The organism is Lentzea sp. NPDC004782 (assembly GCF_040609115.1).
Classification (GTDB): domain Bacteria; phylum Actinomycetota; class Actinomycetes; order Mycobacteriales; family Pseudonocardiaceae; genus Lentzea.
The window spans coordinates 20,421-45,459 of sequence record NZ_JBEXJN010000044.1 but is presented as its reverse complement, the minus strand read 5'-3'; the positions used below and the strand labels follow the sequence as shown (position 1 = coordinate 45,459).

At 69.1% G+C, this 25,039-nt stretch carries 22 protein-coding genes; 4 read left to right on the top strand and 18 right to left on the bottom strand.

Going from position 1 to position 25,039, the window contains the following annotated elements; translation table 11 throughout:
• The first annotated feature begins 151 nt into the window (after window positions 1-151).
• A complete protein-coding gene (locus tag ABZV40_RS33030; protein WP_355450441.1) occupies window positions 152-1,570 on the top strand; it encodes a S8 family serine peptidase in 1,419 nt (472 codons plus the stop codon).
• A 4-nt stretch (window positions 1,571-1,574) separates the two neighbouring features.
• Here the strand turns inward: ABZV40_RS33030 and ABZV40_RS33025 are convergent, their stop codons facing one another.
• The gene (locus ABZV40_RS33025; protein ID WP_355450438.1) at window positions 1,575-2,291 is read right to left on the bottom strand and encodes an SDR family oxidoreductase; all 717 of its coding nucleotides are present in this window, start codon (window positions 2,289-2,291) and stop codon (window positions 1,575-1,577) included.
• Between the two features lie 67 nt (window positions 2,292-2,358).
• On the opposite strand from ABZV40_RS33025, the gene ABZV40_RS33020 reads away from it, so the two are divergent.
• Window positions 2,359-3,189, top strand: coding sequence for a helix-turn-helix transcriptional regulator (locus tag ABZV40_RS33020; RefSeq protein WP_355450435.1), 831 nt, complete (start codon window positions 2,359-2,361; stop codon window positions 3,187-3,189).
• On the opposite strand, the gene ABZV40_RS33015 is transcribed toward ABZV40_RS33020, so the two are convergent.
• From ABZV40_RS33015 to ABZV40_RS33000, 4 genes are read right to left on the bottom strand one after another with little or no spacing between them, the layout of a single operon-like run.
• On the bottom strand, window positions 3,179-5,140 hold the full coding sequence (locus ABZV40_RS33015) for a TIGR03960 family B12-binding radical SAM protein (protein WP_355450432.1): 1,962 nt from the start codon (window positions 5,138-5,140) through the stop codon (window positions 3,179-3,181). The genes ABZV40_RS33020 and ABZV40_RS33015 overlap by 11 nt on opposite strands.
• 43 nt (window positions 5,141-5,183) lie before the next feature.
• A complete protein-coding gene (locus tag ABZV40_RS33010) occupies window positions 5,184-6,029 on the bottom strand; it encodes an ABC transporter permease (RefSeq protein WP_355450429.1) in 846 nt (281 codons plus the stop codon).
• Window position 6,030: 1 nt separating this feature from the next.
• Window positions 6,031-6,804 (bottom strand): ABC transporter permease, encoded by a 774-nt coding sequence (locus ABZV40_RS33005; protein ID WP_355450426.1) that lies wholly within the window; start codon window positions 6,802-6,804, stop codon window positions 6,031-6,033.
• A complete protein-coding gene (locus ABZV40_RS33000) occupies window positions 6,804-7,718 on the bottom strand; it encodes an ABC transporter ATP-binding protein (protein WP_355450423.1) in 915 nt (304 codons plus the stop codon). Before ABZV40_RS33000 ends, ABZV40_RS33005 begins: the two co-directional genes overlap by 1 nt.
• Before the next feature lie 289 nt (window positions 7,719-8,007).
• Between ABZV40_RS33000 and ABZV40_RS32995 the strand changes: the two genes are divergently transcribed.
• Window positions 8,008-9,330, top strand: a complete 1,323-nt coding sequence (locus ABZV40_RS32995; RefSeq protein ID WP_355450420.1) for a transposase — start codon at window positions 8,008-8,010, stop codon at window positions 9,328-9,330.
• Here the strand turns inward: ABZV40_RS32995 and ABZV40_RS32990 are convergent.
• Window positions 9,327-9,884 (bottom strand): hypothetical protein, encoded by a 558-nt coding sequence (locus ABZV40_RS32990; protein ID WP_355450417.1) that lies wholly within the window; start codon window positions 9,882-9,884, stop codon window positions 9,327-9,329. The genes ABZV40_RS32995 and ABZV40_RS32990 overlap by 4 nt on opposite strands.
• A gap of 244 nt (window positions 9,885-10,128) precedes the next feature.
• On the opposite strand from ABZV40_RS32990, the gene ABZV40_RS32985 reads away from it, so the two are divergent.
• A complete protein-coding gene (locus tag ABZV40_RS32985; protein ID WP_355450414.1) occupies window positions 10,129-10,713 on the top strand; it encodes a GNAT family N-acetyltransferase in 585 nt (194 codons plus the stop codon).
• A gap of 59 nt (window positions 10,714-10,772) precedes the next feature.
• Here the strand turns inward: ABZV40_RS32985 and ndk are convergent, their stop codons facing one another.
• From ndk to ABZV40_RS32925, 12 genes are all read right to left on the bottom strand, one after another.
• Window positions 10,773-11,183, bottom strand: a complete 411-nt coding sequence (ndk, locus tag ABZV40_RS32980) for a nucleoside-diphosphate kinase (RefSeq protein WP_112275647.1) — start codon at window positions 11,181-11,183, stop codon at window positions 10,773-10,775.
• Between the two features lie 73 nt (window positions 11,184-11,256).
• Window positions 11,257-12,699 carry a DHA2 family efflux MFS transporter permease subunit gene (locus ABZV40_RS32975; RefSeq protein WP_355450410.1) on the bottom strand — a complete coding sequence of 481 codons (1,443 nt, stop codon included), beginning with the start codon at window positions 12,697-12,699 and terminating at the stop codon, window positions 11,257-11,259.
• Window positions 12,700-12,739: 40 nt separating this feature from the next.
• Window positions 12,740-13,195, bottom strand: coding sequence for a MarR family transcriptional regulator (locus ABZV40_RS32970; protein WP_355450407.1), 456 nt, complete (start codon window positions 13,193-13,195; stop codon window positions 12,740-12,742).
• Between the two features lie 77 nt (window positions 13,196-13,272).
• Window positions 13,273-18,672, bottom strand: coding sequence for a pullulanase-type alpha-1,6-glucosidase (pulA, locus tag ABZV40_RS32965; RefSeq protein WP_355450404.1), 5,400 nt, complete (start codon window positions 18,670-18,672; stop codon window positions 13,273-13,275).
• Window positions 18,673-18,766: 94 nt separating this feature from the next.
• Window positions 18,767-20,011, bottom strand: a complete 1,245-nt coding sequence (locus ABZV40_RS32960; RefSeq protein WP_355450401.1) for a hypothetical protein — start codon at window positions 20,009-20,011, stop codon at window positions 18,767-18,769.
• A gap of 18 nt (window positions 20,012-20,029) precedes the next feature.
• The gene (locus ABZV40_RS32955) at window positions 20,030-20,308 is read right to left on the bottom strand and encodes a hypothetical protein (RefSeq protein ID WP_355450398.1); all 279 of its coding nucleotides are present in this window, start codon (window positions 20,306-20,308) and stop codon (window positions 20,030-20,032) included.
• 28 nt (window positions 20,309-20,336) lie between these two features.
• Entirely contained in the window at window positions 20,337-20,990 is a 654-nt protein-coding gene (locus ABZV40_RS32950) for a hypothetical protein (RefSeq protein ID WP_355450395.1), read from the bottom strand.
• The gene (locus ABZV40_RS32945; protein ID WP_355450392.1) at window positions 20,983-21,483 is read right to left on the bottom strand and encodes a hypothetical protein; all 501 of its coding nucleotides are present in this window, start codon (window positions 21,481-21,483) and stop codon (window positions 20,983-20,985) included. The genes ABZV40_RS32950 and ABZV40_RS32945 overlap by 8 nt, the downstream gene beginning before the upstream one ends.
• On the bottom strand, window positions 21,480-21,809 hold the full coding sequence (locus tag ABZV40_RS32940; protein ID WP_355450389.1) for a hypothetical protein: 330 nt from the start codon (window positions 21,807-21,809) through the stop codon (window positions 21,480-21,482). The genes ABZV40_RS32945 and ABZV40_RS32940 overlap by 4 nt, the downstream gene beginning before the upstream one ends.
• 12 nt (window positions 21,810-21,821) lie before the next feature.
• A complete protein-coding gene (locus ABZV40_RS32935; protein WP_355450386.1) occupies window positions 21,822-22,652 on the bottom strand; it encodes a hypothetical protein in 831 nt (276 codons plus the stop codon).
• Window positions 22,653-22,747: 95 nt separating this feature from the next.
• Window positions 22,748-24,259, bottom strand: coding sequence for an alkaline phosphatase D family protein (locus ABZV40_RS32930; RefSeq protein WP_355450383.1), 1,512 nt, complete (start codon window positions 24,257-24,259; stop codon window positions 22,748-22,750).
• 80 nt (window positions 24,260-24,339) lie between these two features.
• Window positions 24,340-25,038 (bottom strand): ESX secretion-associated protein EspG, encoded by a 699-nt coding sequence (locus ABZV40_RS32925; RefSeq protein WP_355450380.1) that lies wholly within the window; start codon window positions 25,036-25,038, stop codon window positions 24,340-24,342.
• Window position 25,039 lies beyond the last annotated feature (1 nt).

The following is a 25,039-nucleotide window of genomic DNA, read 5'->3' as shown; positions in this document are numbered from 1 at the left end:
GTGTTCCGACGGGTGAGCGGTCCCATCGGCGCAGGCTGTTCGTCCAGGAGGACGGTACCGTGAACCTGATTCAGAACGTTCAGCTTGTCTAGATCGTTGCGCGTGGCTACGGTCCGGCTGACTGGACGCCTTGCCGACCTGGAGGTCCCCGGTGCCTCTGCTCCACCGCGCACGGGCTGCGGCGCTGACCGCCCTGCTCGCGGCCGGGTGCATGGCGGCGTCCCTGCCCGCGGGCGCCGAGCCGAGCGCCGACTCGTGCATCCAACCGGGGCCGACGCTGCGCTATCTGGTGGTGTTCTCGCAGCTCACACCCGCTGAGATGGCGAACGCGGAGATCGCGCGGGCGTGTGGCGCCACCACCGTGTACTACCCGGAGATCGGGGTCGCCGTGGCGACCTCTCCCGACCCGTCGTTCCTCAAGCTGATCGGCCCGCAGCGCGCGTACAGCGCGCAGGCCGAGCGCGTCGGCAAGCGTTCGGTGCAGCGCAAGAAGGACGACACCGAGCTGTTCCGGCCGTCCGGACAGCGCTCTGGCGAACAGTGGGACATGGATCTCATCAAGGCCCCCGCCGCGCACGAGATCAGCACGGGGTCGAAGTCCGTGGTCGTCGGCGTGCTGGACTCCGGCATCGACCCGCACCACCCCGACCTGGTCCCGGCGCTGGCCCCGGAGCTGTCCGCGGGCTGTTTGACCGGAAAGCCGGACCCGTCGCCTTCCGCCTGGGCACCGACGACCTCCGCGCACGGCACGCACGTCGCGGGCACCATCGCCGCCGCTGACGACGGCCGCGGCACCACGGGCGTCGCACCGGGCGTGCGCATCGCGTCCGTGAAGGTCGTCGACGACGACGGCTTCATCTACCCCGAGTACGCCGTGTGCGGCTTCATGTGGGCCGCCGAGCAGCGGATGACCATCACCAACAACAGCTACTTCATCGACCCGTACCTGTTCACGTGCCAGAGCGAGCCCGGTCAGCGCGTGATCTACGAGGCCGTGCGCCGTGCCGTCGACTACGCCACGTCCCGCAACGTGCTGACGGTCGCGGCGGCCGGCAACAACGCCGCCGACCTGTCCCGGCCGGGGCGTGACTCGGTGTCGCCGACGAACGGCGACGCTCAGACGCGGGTGGTCGACTCGACGTGCGTGGTGCTGCCGGCGCAGCTCAAGAACGTCGTCGGCGTGTCGGCCGTCGAGTCGACCAAGACCAAGGCCGGGTACAGCTCGTACGGCCTGGGCACCATCGACGTGACCGCGCCGGGCGGCGACTCCCGGACACCGGGCGGATGCGTGCTCTCGACCGTGCCGTCGGGTTACGACTACTCGTGCGGCACGTCGATGGCGACCCCGCACGCGGCCGGGGTGGCCGCGCTGATCGCGTCGACGCATCCCGACACCGACGCGGTGACGCTGGGGCGGATGCTGAACGCGCAGGCCGAGACGCTGGCGTGCCCGGCGGACTACGACCTCAACGGCACAGGTGTGCAGGACGCGTTCTGCACGGGCTACTCGGAGTACAACTCCTTCTACGGCCACGGCCTGGTCGACGCGCTGGCCGCCGTCACCAGGTAGCAGGTCACCAGGGCACGGGCGTTCCGTCCCACGACCAGAAGCCACCGGTGGGGCCGTCGTCCGGCAGCAGGGCCAGGCGGAGGGCACCGCGGGCGGCCTCGGCCGGGTCGCCGCCGGCAGCGGCGGCCCTCTGGGCGAAGTCGGTGGCCCGCAGGCCGGGGGCGAGCGCGTTGACCTTGAAGCCCTCGTCGGCCAGCGTCTGGGCGTAGAAGACGGTGAGGGCGTTGAGGGCCGCCTTGGCCGAGCGGTAGGCGGCGGCGCCACCACTTCCGGGGGTGAACTGCGGATTGGGTTCCGCACTCCAGGTCAGCGACGCGGTGCCACTCGAGATGTTGACGATGCGCGGGTGCGCAGACCGGCGCAGTGCCGGCAGGAACGCGTTGGTCACCGCCACCACCCCGAACACGTTGGTCTCGTACGTGCGCCGGAACTCCTCGACGCCGGTGTCGGCGGGCGGGGCGAGTGACAGGGCGACACCCGCGTTGTTGACCAGCACGTCCAGCCGGTCCACCCGAGCCGCGGCCTGTGCGATGCCGTCGGGATCCGTCACGTCGAGGACCAGCAGCCGGGCGCCGGCACCGATCTCCTCGACGGCCCGCTGTCCGCGACCGGGGTCGCGGGAGCCCACGTACACGGTGAGGCCTTCGTCGGCGAGCAGCCGGGCGATGTGCTTGCCGATGCCCTTGTTGGCACCGGTGACCAGAGCTGTGCGATCGTTCATGGCAACCACGGTTCCCTGGTGGTGGGGCGCCCTGCCAGGGACAACCTGTACCAGGCGGGAGGCCGGCATGGCGCGGCAGGAACTGGCCCGTTTCCTGCGGGACCGCCGGGCGGGCCTGCGGCCGCACGACATCGGCCTGAGGACGACGGGCACCGCCCGCCGCACGCCGGGGCTGCGCCGCGAAGAGGTGGCGAACCTCGCTCACATGTCGGTCGACTACTACACGCGGCTGGAGCAGGCCCGCGGACCACGGCCGTCGACCCGGATCCTGGAAGCGCTGGCCGGGGCACTGCGACTCACACCGGCCGAGCGCAGCCACCTGTTCCGACTGGCGGGATCGAGTGCGCCACCCGGCGGCAACGCCGTGCGACAGGTACCCGCACACGTGGCCCACATGCTCCAGCGACTGCCGCAGACCGCTGCCATCGTCACCGACGCGGCGTACGACGTCGTCGCCTGGAACCCCCTGGCCCGGGCACTGCTCGGCGACGACCTCTCCGGCGGGACGCCGAACCTGGCCCGGCGCCGCTTCCTGGACTCCGAGCGGAGGTACGACAGCTCCAGCACCGAGGAGTTCGGGCACATCGTCGTGGCGCGGTTGCGCCGGGCCGCCGACCGCTACCCGCGGGACCCGCAGCTGGCCGCCCTGCTGACCGAACTGCACGCGGGCAGCGAGGAGTTCCGGCGGATCTGGCAGCTGCGACCGGTCCACGCTCCCCGGCACCGCACCAAGACCGTCGACCACCCGGACGTCGGCCCGCTGCGGCTGAACTGCGACGTCCTGCTCGTGCCCGAGGAAGACCTGGAGGTCGTCCTGATCACGGCCGATCCCTCCTCGTCCGCCTCGCGGACCCTGCGCAGGCTGGCCAGGCAGACGAGGAGGCCCGTCAAGGAGTGAGAGCCGGGTTCTTCACCGGCGAGCCGACGCCGACCGGCGAGATCGGCAGCAGCTTGCGGCCCGTCGGGCCGACCTCGATGTCGGTGCCCATCGCCGGGCACACACCGCAGTCGAAGCACGGCGTCCAGCGGCAGTCGTCCTGCTCGCGCTCGTCGAGCGCGTCCTGCCAGTCGGCCCAGAGCCATTCCTTGTCGAGGCCCGAGTCGAGGTGGTCCCAGGGCAGGACCTCCAGCTCCTCGCGCTCGCGGGTGGTGAACCAGGCGAGGTCGACGCCCAGGGGCTCCAGCTGTTCCGCCGCTTTGGTGGTCCAGCGCTCGTAGCTGAAGTGCTCGGTCCAGCCGTCGAACCGGCCGCCGTCGCGCCACACCGCCTCGATGACCTTGCCGATGCGGCGGTCACCGCGGCTGAGCAGGCCTTCGATGAGGCTGGGCTTGCCGTCGTGGTAGCGCATGCCGATGTTGCGGCCGAGGCTGCGGTCGGCGTTCACGGCCTCGCGGAGCTTGCGCAGGCGGTCGTCGACCGTGTCCGGGTCGCACTGGGCGGCCCACTGGAACGGCGTGTGCGGCTTGGGCACGAACCCGCCGATCGAGATGGTGCAGCGGACGTCGTTGCGGCCGCTGGCCTGGCGGCCGGCGCGGATGACGTTCTTGGCCATCTCCGCGATCTGCAGGACGTCCTCGTCTTCCTCCGTGGGCAGGCCGCACATGAAGTAGAGCTTCACCTGCCGCCAGCCGTTGGAGAACGCGGCCGACACCGTGCGGATGAGGTCCTCTTCGGACACCATCTTGTTGATGACGCGGCGCATCCGCTCGCTGCCGCCCTCGGGCGCGAAGGTGAGACCCGAGCGCCTTCCGTTGCGGGACAGCTCGTTCGCCAGGTCGATGTTGAACGCGTCGACGCGCGTGCTCGGCAGGCTCAGGCCCGTGTTGGTGCCCTCGTAGCGGTCCGCGAGACCCTTGGTGATCTCCGCGATCTCGCTGTGGTCGGCGCTCGACAGCGACAGCAGGCCGACCTCTTCGAACCCGGTCGCCTCCAGTCCCTTCTGGACCATGGCGCCGATGCCCTCGATGGACCGCTCGCGCACCGGGCGGGTGATCATGCCCGCCTGGCAGAACCGGCAGCCGCGCGTGCAGCCGCGGAAGATCTCGACGCTCATCCGCTCGTGCACGCTCTCGGCGAGCGGCACCAGCGGCTGCTTCGGGTACGGCCACGCGTCGAGGTCCATCGTGGTCCGCTTGAACACGCGGTACGGCACGCGGTCGCGGTTCGGCACCACGCGCTGGATGCGGCCGTCGGGCAGGTACTCGACGTCGTAGAAGCGCGGGATGTACACGCCGCCGGTCTCGGCGAGCCTGGTCAGCACCTCGTCGCGGCCGCCGGGGCGGCCCTCGGCCTTCCAGGTCTTCACGATCTCGGTGATCTCGAGGACGGCCTCCTCGCCGTCGCCGAGCACCGCCGCGTCGATGAAGTCCGCGATCGGCTCGGGGTTGAACGCCGCGTGCCCACCGGCGACCACGATCGGGTCGTCCTCGGTGCGCTCGGCCGAGTGGAGCGGGATGCCCGCGAGGTCCAGCGCCGTCAGCATGTTCGTGTAGCCCAGCTCCGTCGCGAAGCTGATGCCCATCAGGTCGAACGCCTTCAACGGCCGGTGCGCGTCCACGGTGAACTGCGGAACCCCGTGCTCACGCATGAGCTTTTCGAGGTCCGGCCACACGGCGTAGGTGCGCTCGGCGAGCACGTCGGGCAGCTCGTTGAGGATTTCGTAGAGGATCATGACGCCCTGGTTGGGCAGCCCCACCTCGTACGCGTCGGGGTACATCAACGCCCAGCGCACGGACGCCGCGTCCCAGTCCTTGACGGTCGCGTTGAGCTCCCCGCCGACGTACTGCACCGGCTTGGAGATCCGCGGCAGCAGAGGCTCCAACCTGGGGAAAACAGACTCGACACTCACGCTTCCAGAGTAACGGCCCCGCGCGTGCCGCACCCAATCGCGGTCAGTCGAGCAACAACTTCCCCAGGCGCCTCGCCGCCACCACGGTCCCCACGGCCGCCAGCACGGCGAAATAGGCGACGTGGCCGAGCATCCCCCACCCGACGACACCCAGCGTGAGCCCGCGCATGAGCTCGACGGCGTGGTAGAGCGGCGTCCAGCTGACCACCGCCTGCAACCAGCCGGGGTAGACCGACAGCGGGTAGAACGTGGTCGAGAACAGGAACATCGGCAGCACCGCCAGCTGCACCAGGTCGAAGTCCTGCCACGACCGCATGAACGTCGTGGCCGCCATCCCGACCGCCGCGAACGCGAACGCCACCAGCAATGCCGCCGGCAGCGCGAGCAACGCCCACGGCGAGGCGATCAGCCCCATCCCGAGCATCACGCAGAGGAAGCCCGCCGAGTACAACCCGCCGCGCAGCAGCGCCCAGGCGATCTCGCCCATCGCGATGTCGAACGGCCCCATGGGCGTGGCCAGCATCGCGTCGTACAGCTTGGCGTACTTGAACTTGAAGAACACGTTGAACGTCGCGTCGTACACCGCGCCGTTCATCGCCGACGCCGCCAGCAGGGCGGGCGCCACGAACGCGGCGTAGCTGACCGGCCGCCCGTCCGGCCCCGCGACCGAGGCGACGAACTGCCCGAACCCGAGGCCGAGCGACCACAGGAACAACATCGGCTCGAACGCCCCGCCGACGAGCACGAACCACGCACGCCGGTTCACCAGCGCCGCCCGTTCGACGAGCGTGCTGGCCCTGCCGCCGTAGAGACCGGGCGGAATCACCCGCCACAACAGGCCGACGCTGGCGGGCGCGGCACCGTTCGCGCGGTTGAGGGTCTGGGTCATGTCACACCGCCAGCCTGCGATGGAAGGAACGAGCGGCGAAGAACAGGCCCGCCGAGGCCATGGCGAGCAGGTAGGCGACGTGCCCGAGCGCGGGCAGGAGCCCCAGCGTGCCGAACGTGGTCCCACGCGCGAGCTCGATGCCGTGCCACGCCGGGGTGAGCCACACCAGCGGCAGCAACCAGCCCGGCAGCTGGCTGACCGGGAAGAACGCCCCGGTGAACAGCGTCATCGGCATGAGCACGAACCGGAAGATCACGTTGAAGCTGTCCGGCTTGTCCAGCGTCGCGCTGTAGGCGATCAGCGGACAGCTGAACGCGAGCCCGGCCAGCGTCGCGAACAGCACCGACCACACGACGGCCGGACCGGCCGCCGCACCGAGCACCGCCGCGACGACCACGAACACCGCCGACCGCGCGAACAGCTGCACCCCGTTCCACAGCACCTGCCCGTAGAGCACCTGGGCAGGCGTGATCGGGGTGGCCACCATGCCGATGTACGTCTTCTGCCACAGGAACGACGACATGATCGCGTACGTCGACTCGAACGTGGCGCCCTGCACGGCCGTGATGACGACCAGCGCGGGCGCGAGGTACTGCAGGTACGGCACGCCCCCGATCAACGCGGTGGACTGCACCTGCGACCCGAACCCGAACCCGAGCGCCAGCAGGAACAGCAACGGCGACAGGAAACTCGACACCGCCGTGGCCCGCCAGTTGCGCCGGTACCAGGTCCAGTGCTTCTCGAAGCCGAACCACGACGCCCTGAGTGTGCGCATCAGTCCACCAACGTCCGTCCGGTGAGCCGCAGGAACACGTCCTCCAGCGAACTGCGCCGCACCAGGCTCTGAATCGGCTGCACCCCGTGCTCGTGCACTCGCTGCAGGGCCGCCTCCCCGTCCTGCGTGTACAACAACAACCGGTCCGGCAACGCCTCGACCCGCTCCGCGAACCGCGCCAGCTCCGGCTTCTCCTGCCCCGGAGGGAACCGCAGCTCCAGCACTTCCCTGGTGGAGTACCGGCCGATCAACTCGCTCGGCGACCCCTCGGCCGCGATCCGCCCACCGTCCATCACGACCAGCCGGTCGCAGAGCTGCTCGGCCTCGTCCATGTAGTGGGTCGTGACGATGAACGTGACCCCGTCCTGCTTCAACCGGAACAGCCTGTCCCACAACAGATGCCGCGCCTGCGGGTCCAGCCCGGTGGTCGGCTCGTCGAGCAACAGCAGCTCCGGGTCGTTGACCAGCGACCGCGCGATGGTCAGCCGCCGCTTCATCCCCCCGGACAGCGGCTCGACCTCGTGCTCCGCCCGGTCCACGAGCTGCGCGAACTCCAGCAGCTCGTCCGCCTTCTCCCGGCACCGCTGCCGCGACATCCCGAAGTACCGTCCGTAGATCTGCAGGTTCTGCCGGACCGTCAGCTCCGTGTCGAGGTTGTCGAGCTGCGGCACGACCCCGATCCGCGCCCGGATCTTCGGCCCGTCCCGGTCCGGGTCCATGCCGAGCACCTTCAGCTCCCCGCCCGTCCGCCCGGACACGCACGAGATCATCCGCATGGTCGACGACTTCCCGGCCCCGTTGGGCCCCAGGAACCCGAAGGCCTCCCCGCGGCGCACCTCGACGTCGATGCCGCGCACGGCCTCGAACGTCCCGAAATGCTTGGTCAGCGCCTTGGCCTCGACGAGGTTCTCCACCCGCCCGACGTTAACGAACAGGTCTGACAATTTTCGACGCAATTACGGCCCGAGACAACCCGGTCGCGGGGTGCGGTCACCGCTTCGGAACTCGAACCGGGCCATGCCGCGGTCCAACTCGATCGCCGTTCTCCGCTCGCGATCACCCCCGGCGCTCAACAGGTAGACCCGGTTCTCGTTCGACGTGGAGTTTCGGAGTTTTGGGGTTGCTCGGCGCGTCCGCGTGACCTGAGCTGATCATGGAAGGAGCATCGGCGGTTCCTATAACGCTCCGAAGAGAGTTCCGCCGATGCTCCAGCCCCAGACCTTACCCGCGTCCTTCTCGGCCGTGCTGCAGACACTGCGGCCGTGTTTCACCGGCCCGTCGTTCCGCACCTTCACCGTGCTCACCCTCGGGCTGATCAGCCAGACCGGACGGCGGACCGTGACCGGCATGCTCACCGCCGCCGGGCTGGCCGGGGTCTGGCACCACTCCCGCGCCTACTGGTTGTTCACCGGAGCCCGCTGGTGCGCCGACCAGCTCGGCCTGGCCCTGGTCACGCTGATCCATGACCGGCTGCTGGCAGCCGACGCGGAGGTCACGATCGCGGTCGACGACACCCTGTTCCGGCGCAGCGGCCGCAAGGTCTTCGGCACCGGCTGGCATCACGACCCGACCAGCCCGGCGCCGCGCAAGAGCTGCGCCTGGGGCAACAACTGGGTCGTCGCGGGGATCATCGTGTGGCTGCCGTTCCTGTCCCGGCCGATCTGCCTGCCGGTGCTGTTCCGCTTGTGGCGCAAAGGCGATCCGGCCAAGGCCCAGGCCGCTCGCGAGCTGGCCGAGCTGATCGCCGCAGCGTGCCCCGGCCGTCACATCCACGTGGTCGCCGACGGCTTCTACGGCACCCGCCACTGGCGCGCGCTCGATCTCCGCGTCACGCTCACCGTCGCGCTGCGCGCCAACGCCGCCCTGTCCGAGATCCACACTCCGGTCCCCGGCGCCAACGGCCGCCCCAAACTCATCGGCGACAAGATCGGCACTCCGGCGGACCTGGCCGCCAGGGGCGGCTGGCACACGGTCACCGTGACCCGCTACGGCACCCCCGGCCGCACCCAGCTCATTGAGCATCGCTGCCTGTGGGTCGGCCCGCTACGCACCCAGCCGGTCCGCGTGATCCTCACCCGCGACCCCGACCCGCGCCGCCCGAAACACCCCTACGACCTCGCGATCCTGACCACCGACCTGACCACCCCTGCCGGACAGATCATCGAACGCTACGCCGCCCGCTGGCCCATCGAGGTCAGCTTCCACGACGCCAAGCACATCACCGGCGCCGGCCAGGCCCGCACCCGCACCGAAACCTCCGTGCGACGCATGGTGCCCTTCGGCCTGCTCACGCAGAGCCTCATCATCATCTGGTACGCCCTGCACGGGCACGAACCCGGCGACATCGACCACCGCCGCCGGGCCGCACCCTGGTACACCAGCAAAACCGAACCGTCCTACGAAGACATGCTCATCAAGCTACGCAGGACTCTCATCGCAGCCAGGTTTCATCCAGGAACACCCCGGGCCCCGACCGCCGAGGAAACCCTCGCCGTCCATCTGGCCTGGGCCAACACAGCCGCCTAACTCCGAAAGCCCACGTTCGACCAGATCAGCCGAAAACCCTCGTAGTGGTAGCGGTAACCAGTGGCCCCGCGGTCCTCGCGGTCGCAGAAGCGTCCGTGCACGATCGGATCCAGCATCAACGGTTGGTTGCTGTGCACCGTGACCCAAGGTGCGGACTCGGCGAGGACGTCAGCATCAGCACGGCCCGCGGTTTCGGTCGCGTCGAGCGCCGACACGGTCAGCACGAGGATCGCCTGCACGGCGAACCCGACGTCGAAGACGTACATGCGATCGCGGAGCGGCTTACTGCGAAACCACCTCTCGGTCGCACGAACACGGCGGTACAGGAACCAGCAAGCCCACAGCACAGCGATCGATCCGAACAGGATCGGAGGATGAAACCCATCCGATACGCCCTCGATCACCAACCCGACCATCCCGGCAAACGCCGTCACGGCCATGACTCGTCGAGCCCACCGCCTGCGATCGGGCGTTTCTCCTGACAGCTCAACGACCGTGAGCAGCAGCACCGCCGCGTAGATCAGCAGCACTCCGAACGTGGCCCACAGGATCACGTTCCAACCGGAGCGCAACATGTACTCGACAGCCGGCCTCGCGGGCATGTCGACGAGCCCGAACGCACGGAGCATCTGCCGCTCACGCAACCACGAGTGCAACAGCAGGAACGCGCTGAAGAAGGCCAACGGCGAAGCGACAGCCAGAACTGCCTTCGCGATGGACCACCCGCGTCCGGGGGCGGCTTCTCGCTTGATGGGATGTCCGGCAACCTTGGGGCGCATAGTCGCCAGAATGCTTCGCATGCGTATCGAACTGAGGTGGCTTTCAGAGGCTGACGACCAGTTGCGCGCCGAGATTCACACGGTCGTGCACGACGTCGTCGCGGCCGGTGGCGCCGTCGGGTACCACGAACCCCCGACCCTCGAACGCATCTCGCTCTGGCTGGACGGCGTCCTCAAACAGTCCCGCGACGGCGACGCCGCCTTCGCCACGGCCCTTGTGGACGGTGTGGTCCGCGCCGTGGGCCTGTGGCGCCGTGGCGGTACCGCCGTGTTCCAGCACCGCGCGGAGATCCAGCAGATCATGGCCCACCCCGCCGCACGAGGCCTGGGCCTGGGCAAACTGGTGGTGCGGGGCCTCATCGACAACGCCCGCAACGCCGGCATCGAGATCATCGTGCTCGGCACGCGCGGCAACAACCACGGCGCGATCGAGCTCTACGAAAGCCTCGGGTTCCGCGAGTACGGGCGCATGCCGAACGCCATCGCGGTGGGCAACGAACGTTGGGACGCCGTCGACATGTACCTGCCGCTCGGCTATCCGGAGGGCACCGTCCTCAACGGATCCAAGCCAGGTGGCCTGGGCTCGAGCCCACGCCGCGGTTGAGTGCTGCGCGCGAAAACGGCCCCGGCGAGCACGCCGGGGCCGTCGTCGCACCTGAACCGTCAGAGGTTCGGGAACCAGATCTTGATCTCCCGCTCGGCCGACTCGGGCGAGTCCGACCCGTGCACCAGGTTGTACTGGACCTCCAGCCCGAAGTCGCCACGGATCGTGCCGGGCGTGGCCTTCTCGACCGGGTCGGTCCCACCGGCGAGCTGGCGGAAGGCCGGAATGGCCCGCACGCCCTCGACCACCAGCGCGACCAACGGCCCACCGGTGATGAAGTCGACGAGGTCGTTGTAGAACGGCTTGCCGTCGTGCTCCGCGTAGTGCTGCTCGGCGGTGGCGCGGTCGGCGGTGCGGAGCTCCAGCGCGGCGAGCTTCAGGCCCTTGCGCTCGATGCGGGCGATCACCTCGCCGACCAGACCACGCTCAACGCCATCGGGCTTAACGAGAACCAGGGTGCGCTCGGACACGACGGTACAACTCCTTGCAAAACAGGAACGGGAAGTGCCGACAGGGTAGCGAACGCCACACCGGCCACAGCGGCTAGTGCACCAGCACCGGCCCCGAATCCCGTGCGGCGACGACCTGGCGCAGCACGAACACCGCCAGGCCGAGCGCCACCGCCACGAGCCCGGCGCTGATCCAGAACGCCAGGTGGAAGCCCGAGGTCAGCGCCTCCAACCGCCCGGCGCCCGAAGCCAGCAGCGACGACGTGTACGCCGTCGAGGTGGTCGCCAGCACCGCGAGGCCCAGCGCGCCACCCACCTGGGCGGTCGTGTTCACCAGACCGGAGGCCAGCCCGGCCTCGTCGGGCGAGGCCCCGGACATCGCCAGCGTCATCAACGCGGGGAACGACAGCCCCAGACCGACACCGAGCGGCGCCACCGCGGGCAGGATGTCGGTCAAGTAGGAGCCGTCGACCGGTACCTGCGTGAACACCACCATGCCGACCAGCATCAGCACGAGGCCCACGATCAGCATGTTCCGCTCGCCGAACCGGGAGTTCAGCCGCGCCGACAGCGACACGGAGAACACCGCGATCGCGCCGGCCACGGGCATGAACGCCAGGCCGATCTCCAACGGCGAGTACGACAGCACCAGCTGCATGTAGAGCGTGCCGAGGAAGAACAGGCCGAACATGCCGGCGACCATCGAGATCTGCACCAGGTTCGCGCCGGTCACGTTGCGGGACTTGAACACCCGCAACGGCAGCAGCGGCTTCGAAGCGGTCCGTTGGCGCACGACGAATCCCGCCAGCAACGCCACCGCAACGACACCCAGACCGAGCGTGTGGAGCGAGCCGAAGCCGTAGTGCTCCGCCTTCACGATCGTGTACACGCCGAGCATCACCGCGGCCACGATCAGCAGCGCGCCGACGACGTCCGCGCCCTCGCGCAGTCCCAGCCCCACCGACGAAGGCACCAGCCGGACCGCGGCGACGGCCGCCACGATGCCGATAGGGATGTTCACGAAGAAGATCCAGTGCCACGACATGGAGTCCGTGAGCACGCCACCCAGCAACAGGCCGATGGACGCACCCGCCGCCGCGACGAAGCTGAAGATGCCGATGGCACGCCTCTGTTCGTCGGGCTCGGGGAACATCGTCACGACCATGCCGAGCGTCACGGACGTGGCCAGCGCACCGCCGGCGCCCTGCACGAAGCGGGCGACGATCAGCATCTCGGAGCTGAAGGACACGCCGCACGCCAGCGACGCGACCGTGAAGACGCCGAGGCCGATCAGGAACACCTTCTTGTGCCCGATCAGGTCGCCCAGGCGTCCGGCGAGCAGCAGCAGACCGCCGTAGGCGATCAGGTACGCGTTCACGACCCAGGCGAGGCCCGCCTGGCCGAACTTGAGGTCTGCGTCGATCGCGGGCAGAGCCACGTTCACGATCGTCTGGTCGAGAACGATCATCAGCATGCCGGCGCACAGCACGATCAGCGCGAGCCAGCGCGAGTCGGTCTTCGGTCCCCCTGGATTCATAAGAGAGACCGTAGCAGATAGTTTTGTACGGGACTATCTATTACCCAACGGCATGACGCAGAGCACGCCTGCGCGGCGGCTTCTCGCACGGCATCGGGGTGCCCAACCGGCCTTCCAGCAGCCGAGTCAGGCCCTTGACCAGGCCTTCCCGCTCGTCAGCAGGCAGCGAACCCAGGACGCTCTCGTAGACGTCGGCCACGACCTGGTCGGCCTTCTCCGTGATCTCCCGGCCCAGTTCGGTCACCACGACGACGCGGGCACGACGGTCCGTGGGTGACGGCCGACGCTCGGCGTACCCGGCCTGCTCCAGGGCGTCCAGCGTCACGACCATGGTCGTCTTGTCGATGCTGACGTCGTCGGCGATCTCCGACTGCGTGCGCCCCGCGTCGAGAGCGCTGGACAGCACGCAGCGGGCCCGCGGAGTCAGTCCGATCTCCGCGAGCCTCGCCGTCAGTTCCGTTTCCAGCGCGTGCCCGGTCAGATGCAGCAGCATCATCAGGTCAGTACACCCCGTCGTGCCCATGGGCACTACGGTACCAAATAATCTGGACGCCAAACTATTTGTCGGCCGAACTACCTCTCCAGCACGACGACCGAGCGCGCCGCACCAGGCCGCTTCTCGCTGGTCAGCGGCTTCCAGTCGCCAGCGGGCAGCGTCACGGCCTGGTCCGTCGGGTACGGGTTGATCACCACGACCAGCCCGCGCCGGCCGGGATCGGCGTCCGGCCCGACCGTGTCGTCGATGTGCATGACGATCACGCCGGACGCCGCGGCCGGGAACGACACCTTCTGCTGAACGAGATCCGCGGACCCCAGCGAGAACAGCGGTGACGACTTGCGGATCCGCAGCAGCTCCAACGTCGCGTCCAGCGACGCCTTCATGTCCGCCGACGACGGCTTCACCGTGCCCAGCAACGGTTTCGCGTACGGCCACTTCGACTCGTTGTCGGCCTTGGGCGGCAACCCGCGGCCGAAACCGTTGTCGTGCAACGACGGGTCGTAGGAGTTGAACCAGTCACCGGAGTCGTAACTGTTGCGGTCCAACGACTTCGAGCGCAGGAACTCGGTACCCGCGAGCACGAACGGCCGTCCCTGGCCGAGCAGCACCGGAGCCAGCGACACCGTCTGCATCTTCACGCGATCAGCAGCAGACGTCTCGGGCTTCAGCTTGTAGGCCAACGCGTCGAACAACGTCTCGTTGTCGTGCGCGTCGACGTACGTGACGGCCTCCAACGGCTGCCCGGTGTACCCGGCGGCGGTGCCGTTGTACTTGACGTCCCGCCCGGCCACCACGGGTCCCGCCGTCGACCGGAACCGGTACGAGGCCAGGTTGCCCGCCATGCCCAGCTTCACCAGGTCGCTGTAGTTCTCCAGCCGCGCGGCCACGTCGCCGTTGGCGGGCGAGGAGTTCACGTCCCCGGCCAGACCCGAACCGAGACCCTGCACGCGCGGGTCGTCGTCGAACGGCCCACCGCCGCGCACGGCGTCACGCAGCCGGTCGCTGAACGTGCCGATGCCCGTGCCGGCCAGGTTCGCCTGCGTGGCCTGCTCGAACCGGGCGTTGCCGGCGACCTCGCCGAAGTCCCAGCCCTCGCCGTAGACGCCGATCCTGCGCCCGTCCACGCCGTCCTTCTCGACGGTCAGCGCGTCCAGCGCCGCCCGCACCGCGAGGATGTTCGCCTTCGGGTGGTGGCCCATCAGGTCGAACCGGAACCCGTCGACCTTGTAGTTGCGCGCCCAGCGCACCACGGAGTCCACGACGAGCTTGCCCATCATCGCGTTCTCGGTGGCGGTGTTGGCGCAGCACGTGGAGTTCGCGACCGACCCGTCGAGGTTGAGCCGCTGGTAGTAGCCGGGCACGACCTTGTCGAGCACGGACGTCGGTGCGTCGCCGAACGCCGCCGTGTGGTTGTAGACCACGTCCACTACCACGCGGTTGCCGTTGTCGTGCAACGACTTCACCATCTCGCGGTACTGCTTCGACCGCGCCCAGCCGTTCTGCGCGTCCGTCGTGGCGTACGAGCCCTCCGGCACGTCGTAGTGGAACGGGTCGTAACCCCAGTTGAAGCCGTCCTTCGCCGCCACCGCACCGACGCAGGCCTGTTGCCGGTCGGAATCCGGTGCGAACGAACGCAGGTCGCACGCGGGCTTGGCCTGGTCCTCGCGCTTCTCGGGAATCGTCGCGATGTCGAACGTCGGCAGCAGGTGCACGGTGTCCATCCCCGCCTGCGCCAACGCGTTGAGGTGCTTCATGCCCACGGAGTCGCGGTGCGTGAACGCCTTGTAGGTACCGCGTTCCGCTTCCGGCACGGACTGGTCGTTGATCGAGAAGTCCCGCACGTGCAGCTCGGTGACGGCACCGCCCATGCCGCGCGCGACGTCCTTCGCCCAGCCCTGCGGCATGGTCCGGCCGTCCTTGAGGTCCGCGAACTGCGAGTGCGTCGAGTTCACCGACAGCGCGAGGGAGTACGGGTCGGTGACCACGACCGTGCGCTGCCAGTTGGTGACCTCGAACTGGTAGTACTTGTTTTTCCACGAGCCCTTGGCGGACCACGAGCCTGACGCGTCATCGCGCTTCAGATCGACGACACGGGTCGGCTCACCGGAGGGCTGGTCGAACAGCCGCAGCTTCACGTTCCGGGCCGTCGGCGCCCACAACCGCACCGTCACGCAGTCACCGTCGAACGTCGGCCCGAACGTCAGTTTCGTGGCCGCGGCGGCGAACCGGTCGTCGAGCACGCCCGCGATCTGCACGCCCGTCCGGTGCCGGATCGCGCCGCCCGCGTCGACGTGCACGGCGGAGAGCTTGTCCCGCAACGCGTCGTCGACGAACCCGCGCACCGCGAACACCGGCTTGCCCTTGAGGTGCGGGAACTGCGCCGGGACCTCCTCGGTCGTGGGCGACAGCCGCAGCACCCGTGCGCCGTATTCGAGCCGGTAGCCGTCGGACTGGACGGCCGGCACGTCCCAGACGACCTTGTCGCGCGAGATCCAGATCGCCTTGGCCTTGGTGAGGTCGTCGTCCGCGGCGGGACCGGCGTTCGGTGGCAGCAGATAGGTCGCGTCGCCCTGCAACTGCCACACCTCGTTCCCCTTCTGGCCCAGGTCGAGGAACTGGTCGGGCCCGGGATCCTTGGTGTCGCCGCGGTGGACGATGTAGCTCAGACCGGCGGCACCGGCGGCGAGCGGTACGGACCAGTACACGCCGAACTGGTCGCGTCCGTCCGGCACCCGCGACTGGGTCCAGCCCGGCGACGGTTCCGCGGAGCCCGTCCAGTGGTACATCGTCCAGTCCGCGTAGTCGCCGTCCGCGCGGTGGTAGTGGATCACCGCACGGTTCTCGGCGGCGGCCTTCGTGGCGTGCACCTTGCCACTGGCCACCCACGCGTGGCCACTCGTGAACTTGCCGGACGCCTCCACGGTCGTACCGCGCACGACCGAGAACTCGGTGGTGGGCGGGAGTTCCGCGATGCCGTTGGTGAACGGCACGTCCGCCCGTCCGGCGACGCGCACGACAGCTCCCGTGGCGTCACCGAGGTGGTGCACGACGGCCTTGCCGGTGGCTGCCTGTTCGGACGGGTGCACCGTCGCGTCGCCCTGCTTCAGCCACACCTCGGGCGTGACGCTCGGATCGACGAACCGGTCCCCCGGTGTGTCCTTCTCGTCGCCCTTGTGCACGATGATCCCGACCTGCTTGGCGCCCGGCTTCAGCTTGATCCACGCGAAGCGCCCGTAGGCGTCCTCGCCCGCGAACGGCAGCGGCGCGGTCCAGTCGACCGGCGTCTCGACGTCACCCCAGGCGTGCAGGCCCCAGCCGTCGTACGAGTCGCGCTGGTAGTGCACGACCAGCCAGTCCGGGTTCTTCGTGCCGGGATCGGGCACCGGCGGCGCGGCCACGAGCGAGACGAACGCCCCGTCCGCACCGATCTCGCCCGACTTGGCGACCACGCGCAGTTCGACGCGCTTGCCGACGGCCGCGCCCGGAAGTGCCGACAGGTCGGCGAACACCCGGTAGGGCGCGGCGTCGTCGGTGCCGAGCACGGTCCAGTCGGACGTTCCTTCGACGCGTGCCGCGAACGTGGCGGCCGCGTTGGGCGCGCTGATGCCGTCCGCGCGCAGTTCGACCCGCTGGTCCAGCACGGTTCCGGCGGCAGGAGCGACGAGGACCGGCGACGGCTTCGCAGCCTTCACGTCACTGGTTCCCTTGAGCACCAACGCCGACAGCGCGGGCACGGTGACCGTGACTCGGCCGTTCTGGACCTGCGCGTTCTCGAACGCGCTCGACGAGACCGGAACGGTCACGGTCGCGGGCGACGTGCCGGCGTTGGCGACGACGAGGCTCTCCCGGCCGAGGATGCGGCTGAACGCGAACACGTCACCGTCGGCGTACCGGAGCACCTGGTTGCCGTCGCGCCACACCGGGTCCTGGTCCACCTGCGCGGCGAGGGCCTTGAGCTGCCGGTACAGCGGGTGGGAGGTGTTGAAGTTGTCCTGCGCGCCGGTGCGGTCGCTGCCGATCAGCTTCTCCGCCATGTACTCCGGAGTGCTGGACGCGAACATGTCCTGACGCGCCAGCTTGTCGCCGCCCGTGCCGGCGAAGCCCTGCTCGTCGCCGTAGTAGACGACCGGGTTGCCGCGCCACAGGTACATCAGCGTGTTGCCGAGCTTGAGCCGTTGCAGCAGTTCGTCGTCGGAGATGCCCGGCCGGTCGTTGCGGATCATCCACGCGATGCGGCCCATGTCGTGGTTGCCGAGGAACGTCGGCAGTGACGAGGCGTTGGAGTCGGCGTCGGTGTAGCGGTCGTCGTCGAGCAGCACCTCGCCGAGCCGCTGCGAGCCCTTGCCGGACAGGAAGCTCAGCGCGCTGCTCTGGAACGGGAAGTCCAGCGTGGCCTGCATCCTGCCGGTGGTCGTGTACTTCGAGGTGTTCTCCGGTGAGGAGTCGAAGACCTCGCCGAACACGAAGAAGTCCTTCTTGCCCTTGCGGTTCGCGTACTGCTTGACGTACGGCGCGAGGGCCTGCCAGAACTCGATGTTGACGTGCTTGACCGTGTCGACGCGGTAGCCGTCGATGTCGAGCGTGTCGATCCAGCTGGTGAAGATGTCCTTCATGCCGTTCACCACGCGCGGGTGCTCGGTCATCAGGTCGTCGAGGCCGGAGAAGTCGCCCTGCTCGCTGGACTCGCCGGAGAACGTCGAGTCGCCGCGGTTGTGGTACAGCGTGAGGTCGTTGAGCCACAACGGATACTTCGTCGGGCCGTTCTTGACCGGCGTGTACGGGAACGACTTCTTGGCGTCGAGCTTCGGGAACGTGGACTTGCCCGCGTAGTCGGCGATGTCGAACGGCTTGCCGTCGGCGTCCAGGTACGGCTGCGCCCCCGTGCTGACGTACGCGTTCTCGCCCTCGGCGTACTTGATCACGTCGGCGGTGTGGTTCGCGACGATGTCGAAGAAGACCTTGATGCCGCGCTTGTGCGCGTCGCGGATCAGGTCGCGCATCTCCTGCGTGGTGCCGAAGTGCGGGTCCAGCTTGGTGAAGTCGACGGTCCAGTAGCCGTGGTACGCAGCGGAATCGCCCTGCACCCACTGGTTGAGGAACATCGGCGTCATCCAGATCGCCGTGATGCCCATGCCGTCGAGGTAGTCGAGCTTCTGCCGCAGCCCCTTGAGGTCACCGCCGTGGTAGAAGCCCTTGTCGGCCGGGTTGAAGCCGTTCTGGGCGCTCGTGGAGCGGCCGCGGTCGTTGCTGGGGTCGCCGTTCGCGAACCGGTCGGGCATCACGAAGTAGAAGCGCTCACCTCGCAGGTCGTCGCGCTTGGGCGGCAACGCGAGCTGCACGTCCCCGTCGCGCACACCGGGCGCGATGTCCACCACCTCGCCGACGGCCAGGCGTTGCTTCGGTTGAGCAACGGCCTGGACCGGTGTGAGAGGCAGCAGAACCAGTGCAGCGAGCGCGGCGAAGACCCGACGCATCGCGACCTCCTTGTCGCAACTTCTTGCAGGGCTGCTGCACGAAACCACGAGAAACAGCGGCAAACAATACGTCAGGCCTCGCAAATATTTGCAATCAGCCTGCCGGGCGCTTGTACGTGATCGCCAACCTGAGCGGGTGCGTCCGCCACTCGTTGACCGCCACTCCGGCGATCATGCCGATGCCCTCGACGTTCTCCGGCGTCGCGGGCGCGGCGCGGCTCGCCGACCCCGCCAGCGGTCCTTCGGCGGGCGGCGGCGAGAACTGGGCGACGGCGACCTGCTGCCCCTCGTGCTGCTGCACGGCCAGCAGGACGTGCGGGTTCGCCTGCTCGCCCTGGCTCTCGATCGGTTCGAGCGAGAGGTACTCCCCTCGTTCCGCCGCGACAGCGGCCATCCGGCCCGCCCACGCGAAGGCTTGCTCCACGTCGCCGTTCGAGAGCTGGGCGTCCGCTTCCGGCAACGTCACCGGCACCAGGCGCGTGCCGTGTGCGGTCATTTCCCCGTTGGTGGTGAACCGGTCGGGGATCATCGCCTCACCGGTCTCGACGTCGATCATGAGCATGTCGCGGAACCGGGTGGCCGCGAGCGGCGACCGGCCCATGAGACCGCGGCCGAGCATCTCCTTCAGCTTCGGATCGGTCATCCGCCAGTACGTCGTCTGCTCACCGATCTGCAGGCCGACGAAGTCCTTGACCGGAAGGCTGGGCAGAGCGGTCATGAGGCGCTGACCGGGCGCGACCGGTGGCGGCGGCGCCTGGACCTGGAACGGCGGGAGGGCCGCGAACTGCGGGTCCAGCCGTGCCGTGCGGACGACGTGGTGCGCCCACGCCCGCACGCGCGACAACGGGTGGTCGGGGAACCTCGCGTCGTACCGCGGATCATCGCCCGCGTGGAACGGCAGCACGCTCTGCAGCTCCGGCGCGTACGGGTGCGGCCTGACCCAGTTCCCGAAGCCGATCTCCGCCGCCAGCACGCCTTCCCGGATGCCGGTCGTGCCGCGCTCGATCGCGCCGAGCTGCAGCACGGCGCTGCAGGTGGCCTTGGGGACGGTGAAGGAGCAGTGGAAGAGCTGACCGCCCTGCTGGTTCGGCAGCGGCATCTTGACGATCCGCAGCAGCGCCGGCACCCCGGCGAGCTGGACGACGTGCGCCTCGATCAGGCAACCGACCTCGCCGTCGATCCTGGCGAGGTCGTGCCTCAGTTTGGGCAGGTCGTCCAGCCCGGCCGGCAGGTCCGGCACCATGTTGTAGTAGGTGAGTTCCGCCTGGTCACCGCTCGGGTGCTGCCAGACGTTCTGGTTGAGCTGGCGGAAACCGGTGGTGTCGAACGAGATGGGCACGCACCGACCCTACGGCGCTCACGCCCACGGCTTGTGCTTTTCGAGTTCTTCGTGCACAAGCCTCAGGAACGCGCGAACCTCCGCTTCGCCGTACGGTGGTTCGATGTCCGCCGTCACCGGATCCGGCTGTCCGAGTGCCTGGGCGATGGCCGTCGAGTACGCGGCGGGACCGTCCACGAAGTACTCGCGGACCAGCATGGCCTCGACCATGCTCGCCGCGGTCTCGCGGTCCAGCGCCGGTGCGCGGAACAGTCCGTAGATCACGGAGTTCAGCTCGGCGCGGTGTTCGATCGTCATCGTGCTCCTGTTCAGATGGCCGCGAGCGTCAGGAGAACATCGGCCGGCGGTGGGGATGCGGGCCGTGGAAGTCCCAGATCGGCGGCCGGATGCCGTTGCGGGCGAACTCCTGTGCGAGATTGGTCATGTGCTGTGGCTCCGGCTGGTAGTGGCCACTCGCGGCGGTAGCGTAGTTGACCCGGCCGTTGGTGACCGAAAGCTCCCCGGCCGCCGCCACGGGGTGGCCCCCGGAGAGCGACGAGTGGTGGAAGTGGCCTGGTGCGTGGTGGTTCGAGGCGTAGATGTTGCCGTGGCCGTCCATCACGAAGATCGCGCGCTGGCCTCCCCACGCCGAGGTCCCGGACTGCGTGTCGTACAGCGAGCCGTCGCGCGCTCGGCGCATGTTGCCGTGCTGGTCGATGAACACCCGGTGCGCTTCTCGTTCCTCCGGGGACAGGCGGCGCACCGACCGGCCGGGGAACGGGTTCCGCGGGTCGTGCGGGTTCGTCTCGTGCTGGTACTTGTCCAGCATCTTCTTCTGCCGGTGCGGTGGGTACCGAAGCGTGGTGTGCGGGCCCGGTGTGCCGGGGTGCGGCCGATGACCGGGTGGCCGATGGCCCGCTCCCGGCTTCTTCGACCCGCGCAGCCACTTGAGGATCGGCTTGAAGATCCCGCCGCCGCCGTGGCCGCCTCGCCTAGCCATTGAGCACCGCGTTGATCGCGATGTCCAGCGCCTGGTCGAGCAGCAGCTTGGTGATCTCCCGGAAGACCGGGATCTCCAGCAGCGACGCGCCGAACGTCGCCACCGCGGTCGCGATCGCCTGGGCGATCTCGATGGCCAGCGCGACGAGCTGGGCGATCACCGCGACCTTCAGCGCGAGCAGCGCGCCCGCGCAGACGTACAGACCCGCGCCGACCAGGGCGGCGGCGGTCGCACCGTCCTCCAGGTTCTTCTTGGGCGCCTCATCGCCGTCCCAGAACGCCTTGAACCTGTCGACCGCCTCGGCCTTGTTGATCGACCACACGGATTCGGCGTGCCCGTGGGCCTCGCTCACCGAGCCGCTCAGACGGTCGCCGAACGCGATCCACTCGCCGGCCATGTCGAAGATCTTGCCCTCGTCGCCCTCCGGCCAGTTGAAGCCGAGCGTGGTGAGCAGGCCCGAGAGCTCGCCGGGCAACATGAGTCCGGTCGTCATCCGTCCAGCCTCCCCAACAGGCCGGAGATCAACCCGTGGTTGCGCTCTTCGACCGAGACGTACTCGGCACCCATCTCGACGAGCTTGCCGCCGGTCTCCGACATCGTGGCGGTGTTGTCGCCGAAGCACTCCATCGCGGCGTCCGCGATCGCCCCGTAGATCATCTGCATGGTCGAGCCCAGGTCGTCGCCTCCGAACGGGTTGCCGAACCCGGCGAGCTTGCCGCTGAACGCCGCGATCTCCCCGGTCAGACGCTCGGCCGTGCCGGTGAGCTGCTCGCCCGACTGACTGATCGCGTCCCCGAAGACTTCCAGTCCCCCTGACATCTCCGGTCCCTTCTACGGCTCGCCGATACTGCCCATGATCGACTTCAACTTGCCGGTGTACTCCTGCAGCTGTGCCACGCTCTGCCTGCGCAACGCATCGGCCTGCGCGGTCAGCCCAGCGGGGTCGAGTCCGGCCGCGGGCGCCTGCTGTTCGCGCCGTTTGGTGATCCACTCACCCAGCGCGGCACCGAGTGCCTGGCGGGAACGGTCAGCGAACTGCCTGCCGGTCATGGACGCCACCGGCGAGGAGAACTCGACCTTCGTCACCGTCCCGTCCACGCCGATCGTCACCCACACCTCGTGGTCCTCGTCGGAACCGCTGGTGGTGATCTGCGGGCCGGCCAGGCCCGCGAGCGAGTCGCGGGCCGTCCGCAACGCGGAGGCGGCGTCGGCGAACAGGGCGTCCACGCCGGTCGGTGCCGGGTCGCCATGCATCCCCGTGCGGGGGCCGACCTTGGCGATGACCTCCTCCAGCGCCGTACCGACCTGCCGCATGAAGCGGCTGCTCTGCTCACCGGCTTCGCTGAGCCTGCTCATCAACGCGTCCAGGTCCGGCACGGGGTCGGCTACCACCGGAACCGCGGCTCTCGCGGCGGCCAGCGCGTTGTTCGCCGCGGTCATGAGGTGGTCGCCCAGTTCCGTCGCCGCGTGGTCGGCGGGCGTCAACGTGGCGGTCACCGCCACGACGCGCCCGTCCGCCACCGTCACGTCGACCAGCCCGTCACGGGACCGGCCGTGGAACTCACCGCCGATCTCGGGAAGTTCACCCAGGCCGTCGGCGTCCTCTCCCAACGACCTGCGGAACTCCTCGAGCCGTTGTGCGGCGCTCAGCCCTCGGTCCACAGTGCACCACCTCCCCAGGTATGCCTCGGCCGAGCCTGACCGTCCACTCGGGATCTCGTGGGCAGTGGTGCACTTTGCCGATCAACGAGTGACGCTCAGCACGCCTGGAGGGTCTTGGACCACAGCGATGCGCCGGTCGCGTCACGCAGCCAGACCGTGAGCTCGTGCTGGTCCGCCTCGATCTCACCGAAGTGCTGGAACCCGTCCAGCGGCGAGGTGTTGGCGGCGGGCGGCGCGTGCACGAACACCGCCTCCGGCCCGAACGTCGGGTCGAGCTTGTTCGGGCCGAACGCGCCGGCGTGCAGCGGGCCCGAGACGAACTCCCAGAACGGGTCGAAGTCACCGACGGCCGCGCGGTCCGGCGAGTAGTGGTGGGCGGCGGTGTAGTGGACGTCCGCGGTCAGCCACACGGCGTTGCGGACGCGGCGCTTCTTCAGTTCGCGCAGCACCCACGCGATCTCGTGCTCACGGCCGTTGGGCGCGCCCGGCAGGCCGTTCGCGACGGCCTCAATACCGGTGGGGGTGTCCGTGACGACGAGGCCGATCGGCAGGTCCGCCGCGATGATCTTCCACGTGGCGGTGCTGCGCGCGAGGCTGTCCACGAGCCACTTGGCCTGTGCCGCACCGAGGATGTGCCCCGGCTGGTCCTGCGGCGAGGTGTTCTTGTCCTTGTAGGTGCGCATGTCGAGCACGAAGATCTCGACGTTGCGGCCGTAGGAGAACCGGCGGTGGACGCGGCCGTCGACGGCGCGCTGCCGGTCGATCGGCATCCACTCGTGGAACGCCTGGAAAGCCCGCTGGGCCAACACGTCCACGCGCTTTTCGGTGTACTGCGGGAGGTCCAGGATCTCGCCGGGGTACCAGTTGTTGAGGACCTCGTGGTCGTCCCACTGCGCGTAGGTGGGCACCTGGGCGGCGAAGCGCTTGAGGTTCTCGTCGAGCAGGTTGTAGGCGAACTGACCGCGGTACTCGTCGAGCGTCTCGGCCACTTTGGACTTCTCGGGGGTGACGAGGTTGCGCCAGATCCGGCCGTCCGGCAGGGTCACCGACTCCTTCATCGGGCCGTCGGAGTAGACGCTGTCGCCGCTGTGGATGAAGAAGTCGGGCTTGCGGTCGGCCATGGCCTTGAAGACCGGCATGCCGCCGATGTCGGGGTTGATGCCCCAGCCCTGTCCGGCGACGTCACCGGACCACACGAACCGGACCTGCTCGCGGCCGAGCGGGGCGGTGGTGAAGCTGCCGGTGACGGGCTCGCTGCAGGTGCGGCCGTGCAGGTCCTCGGCCGTGACGCGGTAGTAGGCGGTGCGGCCGGGCAGCAGGTGGCCGACCCTGACCTGACCGGTGCCGCCGGTCTCCGGCGTGAGCAGCGGGCCGCGGACGTGGCGGGAGTGGCGGAACCCGGGGTCGTTGGACACCTCGACGAGCATCCGGGACGGACGGTCCGCGCGGGTCCACACGATGCCGCCGTCCCAGGTGACGTCGCCGGACTGCACGCCGTGCGTGAGGGTTGGACGGTCGGTCTTGGCGAGGCTGATGCCCGAGGGCACCAGCGCCGCGGCCGTGCCGAATGCGCCTGCCTTGAACAACGTGCGACGGTCGAAGGTCATGCGCGGTTTCTAGTCGGCCGTTCTGGCCGGTGGTGAAACCGCGGATGAACTTCAGCGCCGCCGCACGTCGTCCAGCGGGGTCACGTCAGGCGCTTGAGCCAGTCCGTGATGATCTGCCGCGACGCGGGCGTGGCGTGCACCCACGTCTGGTGGTTCTGGTCGGTGTACTTGACCACGAGCCAGCGCCCGTCCTCGAAGTCGATCGTGGTGAGGAACGTCTTGGCGCGCTGCCTGCCCTCACCGTTGCGCTTGGCCGCGTAGAGCTTCGCCGTGCCCTTGCGCGGCTGGGCGAGCAGCTGCCGCAACGACATCGACGGCGACGCCTTGCCCGGCTGGTGCACGTTGATCTCCGACGCGTGCACGTTGATCGACGCGCCGCGGCCGGGAGGAACGTCCGGCAGCTGCATCGCGAGCACCTCCGGCGCGTTCTCCGGACGGATCGGGTGCAGCTGCACGAACCCGTTGTCGTGCACGGCGAGCACGCCGTACTGCGAGTTCGCCGCCACCACCACGGGCCGCGTCTCGCTCGGCGTGAGCGCGATCCACGCCGAGTAGTCCTGGTCCGCCTTGGCGATCAGGTGCAGCGTGCCCCGCACGTCCGGGTGGTCCAGCCCGACCCGGCGCAGCTCGCCGATCACGTCGCGCTCGATGGCCGCCCGCTCGTCCTCGGTCTCGCCGGGCGAGTCGACGGACAGCGCGGGGTGGTACTCGCCGAGCCGCTCCTGCTTCCAGAGCACGTCGAACGCGAGGTCGGACAGCTGAATGGACGACCGCAGCACG

Coding starts and splice junctions, on each gene's coding strand:
- ABZV40_RS32995 (WP_355450420.1), top strand. CDS start 8,008: ATGCTCCAGCCCCAGACCTTACCCGCGTCCTTCTCGGCCGTGCTGCAG.
- ABZV40_RS32950 (WP_355450395.1), bottom strand. CDS start 20,990: ATGGCTAGGCGAGGCGGCCACGGCGGCGGCGGGATCTTCAAGCCGATC.
- pulA (WP_355450404.1), bottom strand. CDS start 18,672: ATGCGTCGGGTCTTCGCCGCGCTCGCTGCACTGGTTCTGCTGCCTCTC.
- ABZV40_RS32985 (WP_355450414.1), top strand. CDS start 10,129: ATGCGTATCGAACTGAGGTGGCTTTCAGAGGCTGACGACCAGTTGCGC.
- ABZV40_RS33020 (WP_355450435.1), top strand. CDS start 2,359: ATGGCGCGGCAGGAACTGGCCCGTTTCCTGCGGGACCGCCGGGCGGGC.
- ABZV40_RS32970 (WP_355450407.1), bottom strand. CDS start 13,195: ATGATGCTGCTGCATCTGACCGGGCACGCGCTGGAAACGGAACTGACG.
- ABZV40_RS32930 (WP_355450383.1), bottom strand. CDS start 24,259: ATGACCTTCGACCGTCGCACGTTGTTCAAGGCAGGCGCATTCGGCACG.
- ABZV40_RS33005 (WP_355450426.1), bottom strand. CDS start 6,804: ATGCGCACACTCAGGGCGTCGTGGTTCGGCTTCGAGAAGCACTGGACC.
- ABZV40_RS33025 (WP_355450438.1), bottom strand. CDS start 2,291: ATGAACGATCGCACAGCTCTGGTCACCGGTGCCAACAAGGGCATCGGC.
- ABZV40_RS32945 (WP_355450392.1), bottom strand. CDS start 21,483: ATGACGACCGGACTCATGTTGCCCGGCGAGCTCTCGGGCCTGCTCACC.
- ABZV40_RS32955 (WP_355450398.1), bottom strand. CDS start 20,308: ATGACGATCGAACACCGCGCCGAGCTGAACTCCGTGATCTACGGACTG.
- ABZV40_RS32975 (WP_355450410.1), bottom strand. CDS start 12,699: ATGAATCCAGGGGGACCGAAGACCGACTCGCGCTGGCTCGCGCTGATC.
- ABZV40_RS32940 (WP_355450389.1), bottom strand. CDS start 21,809: ATGTCAGGGGGACTGGAAGTCTTCGGGGACGCGATCAGTCAGTCGGGC.
- ABZV40_RS33010 (WP_355450429.1), bottom strand. CDS start 6,029: ATGACCCAGACCCTCAACCGCGCGAACGGTGCCGCGCCCGCCAGCGTC.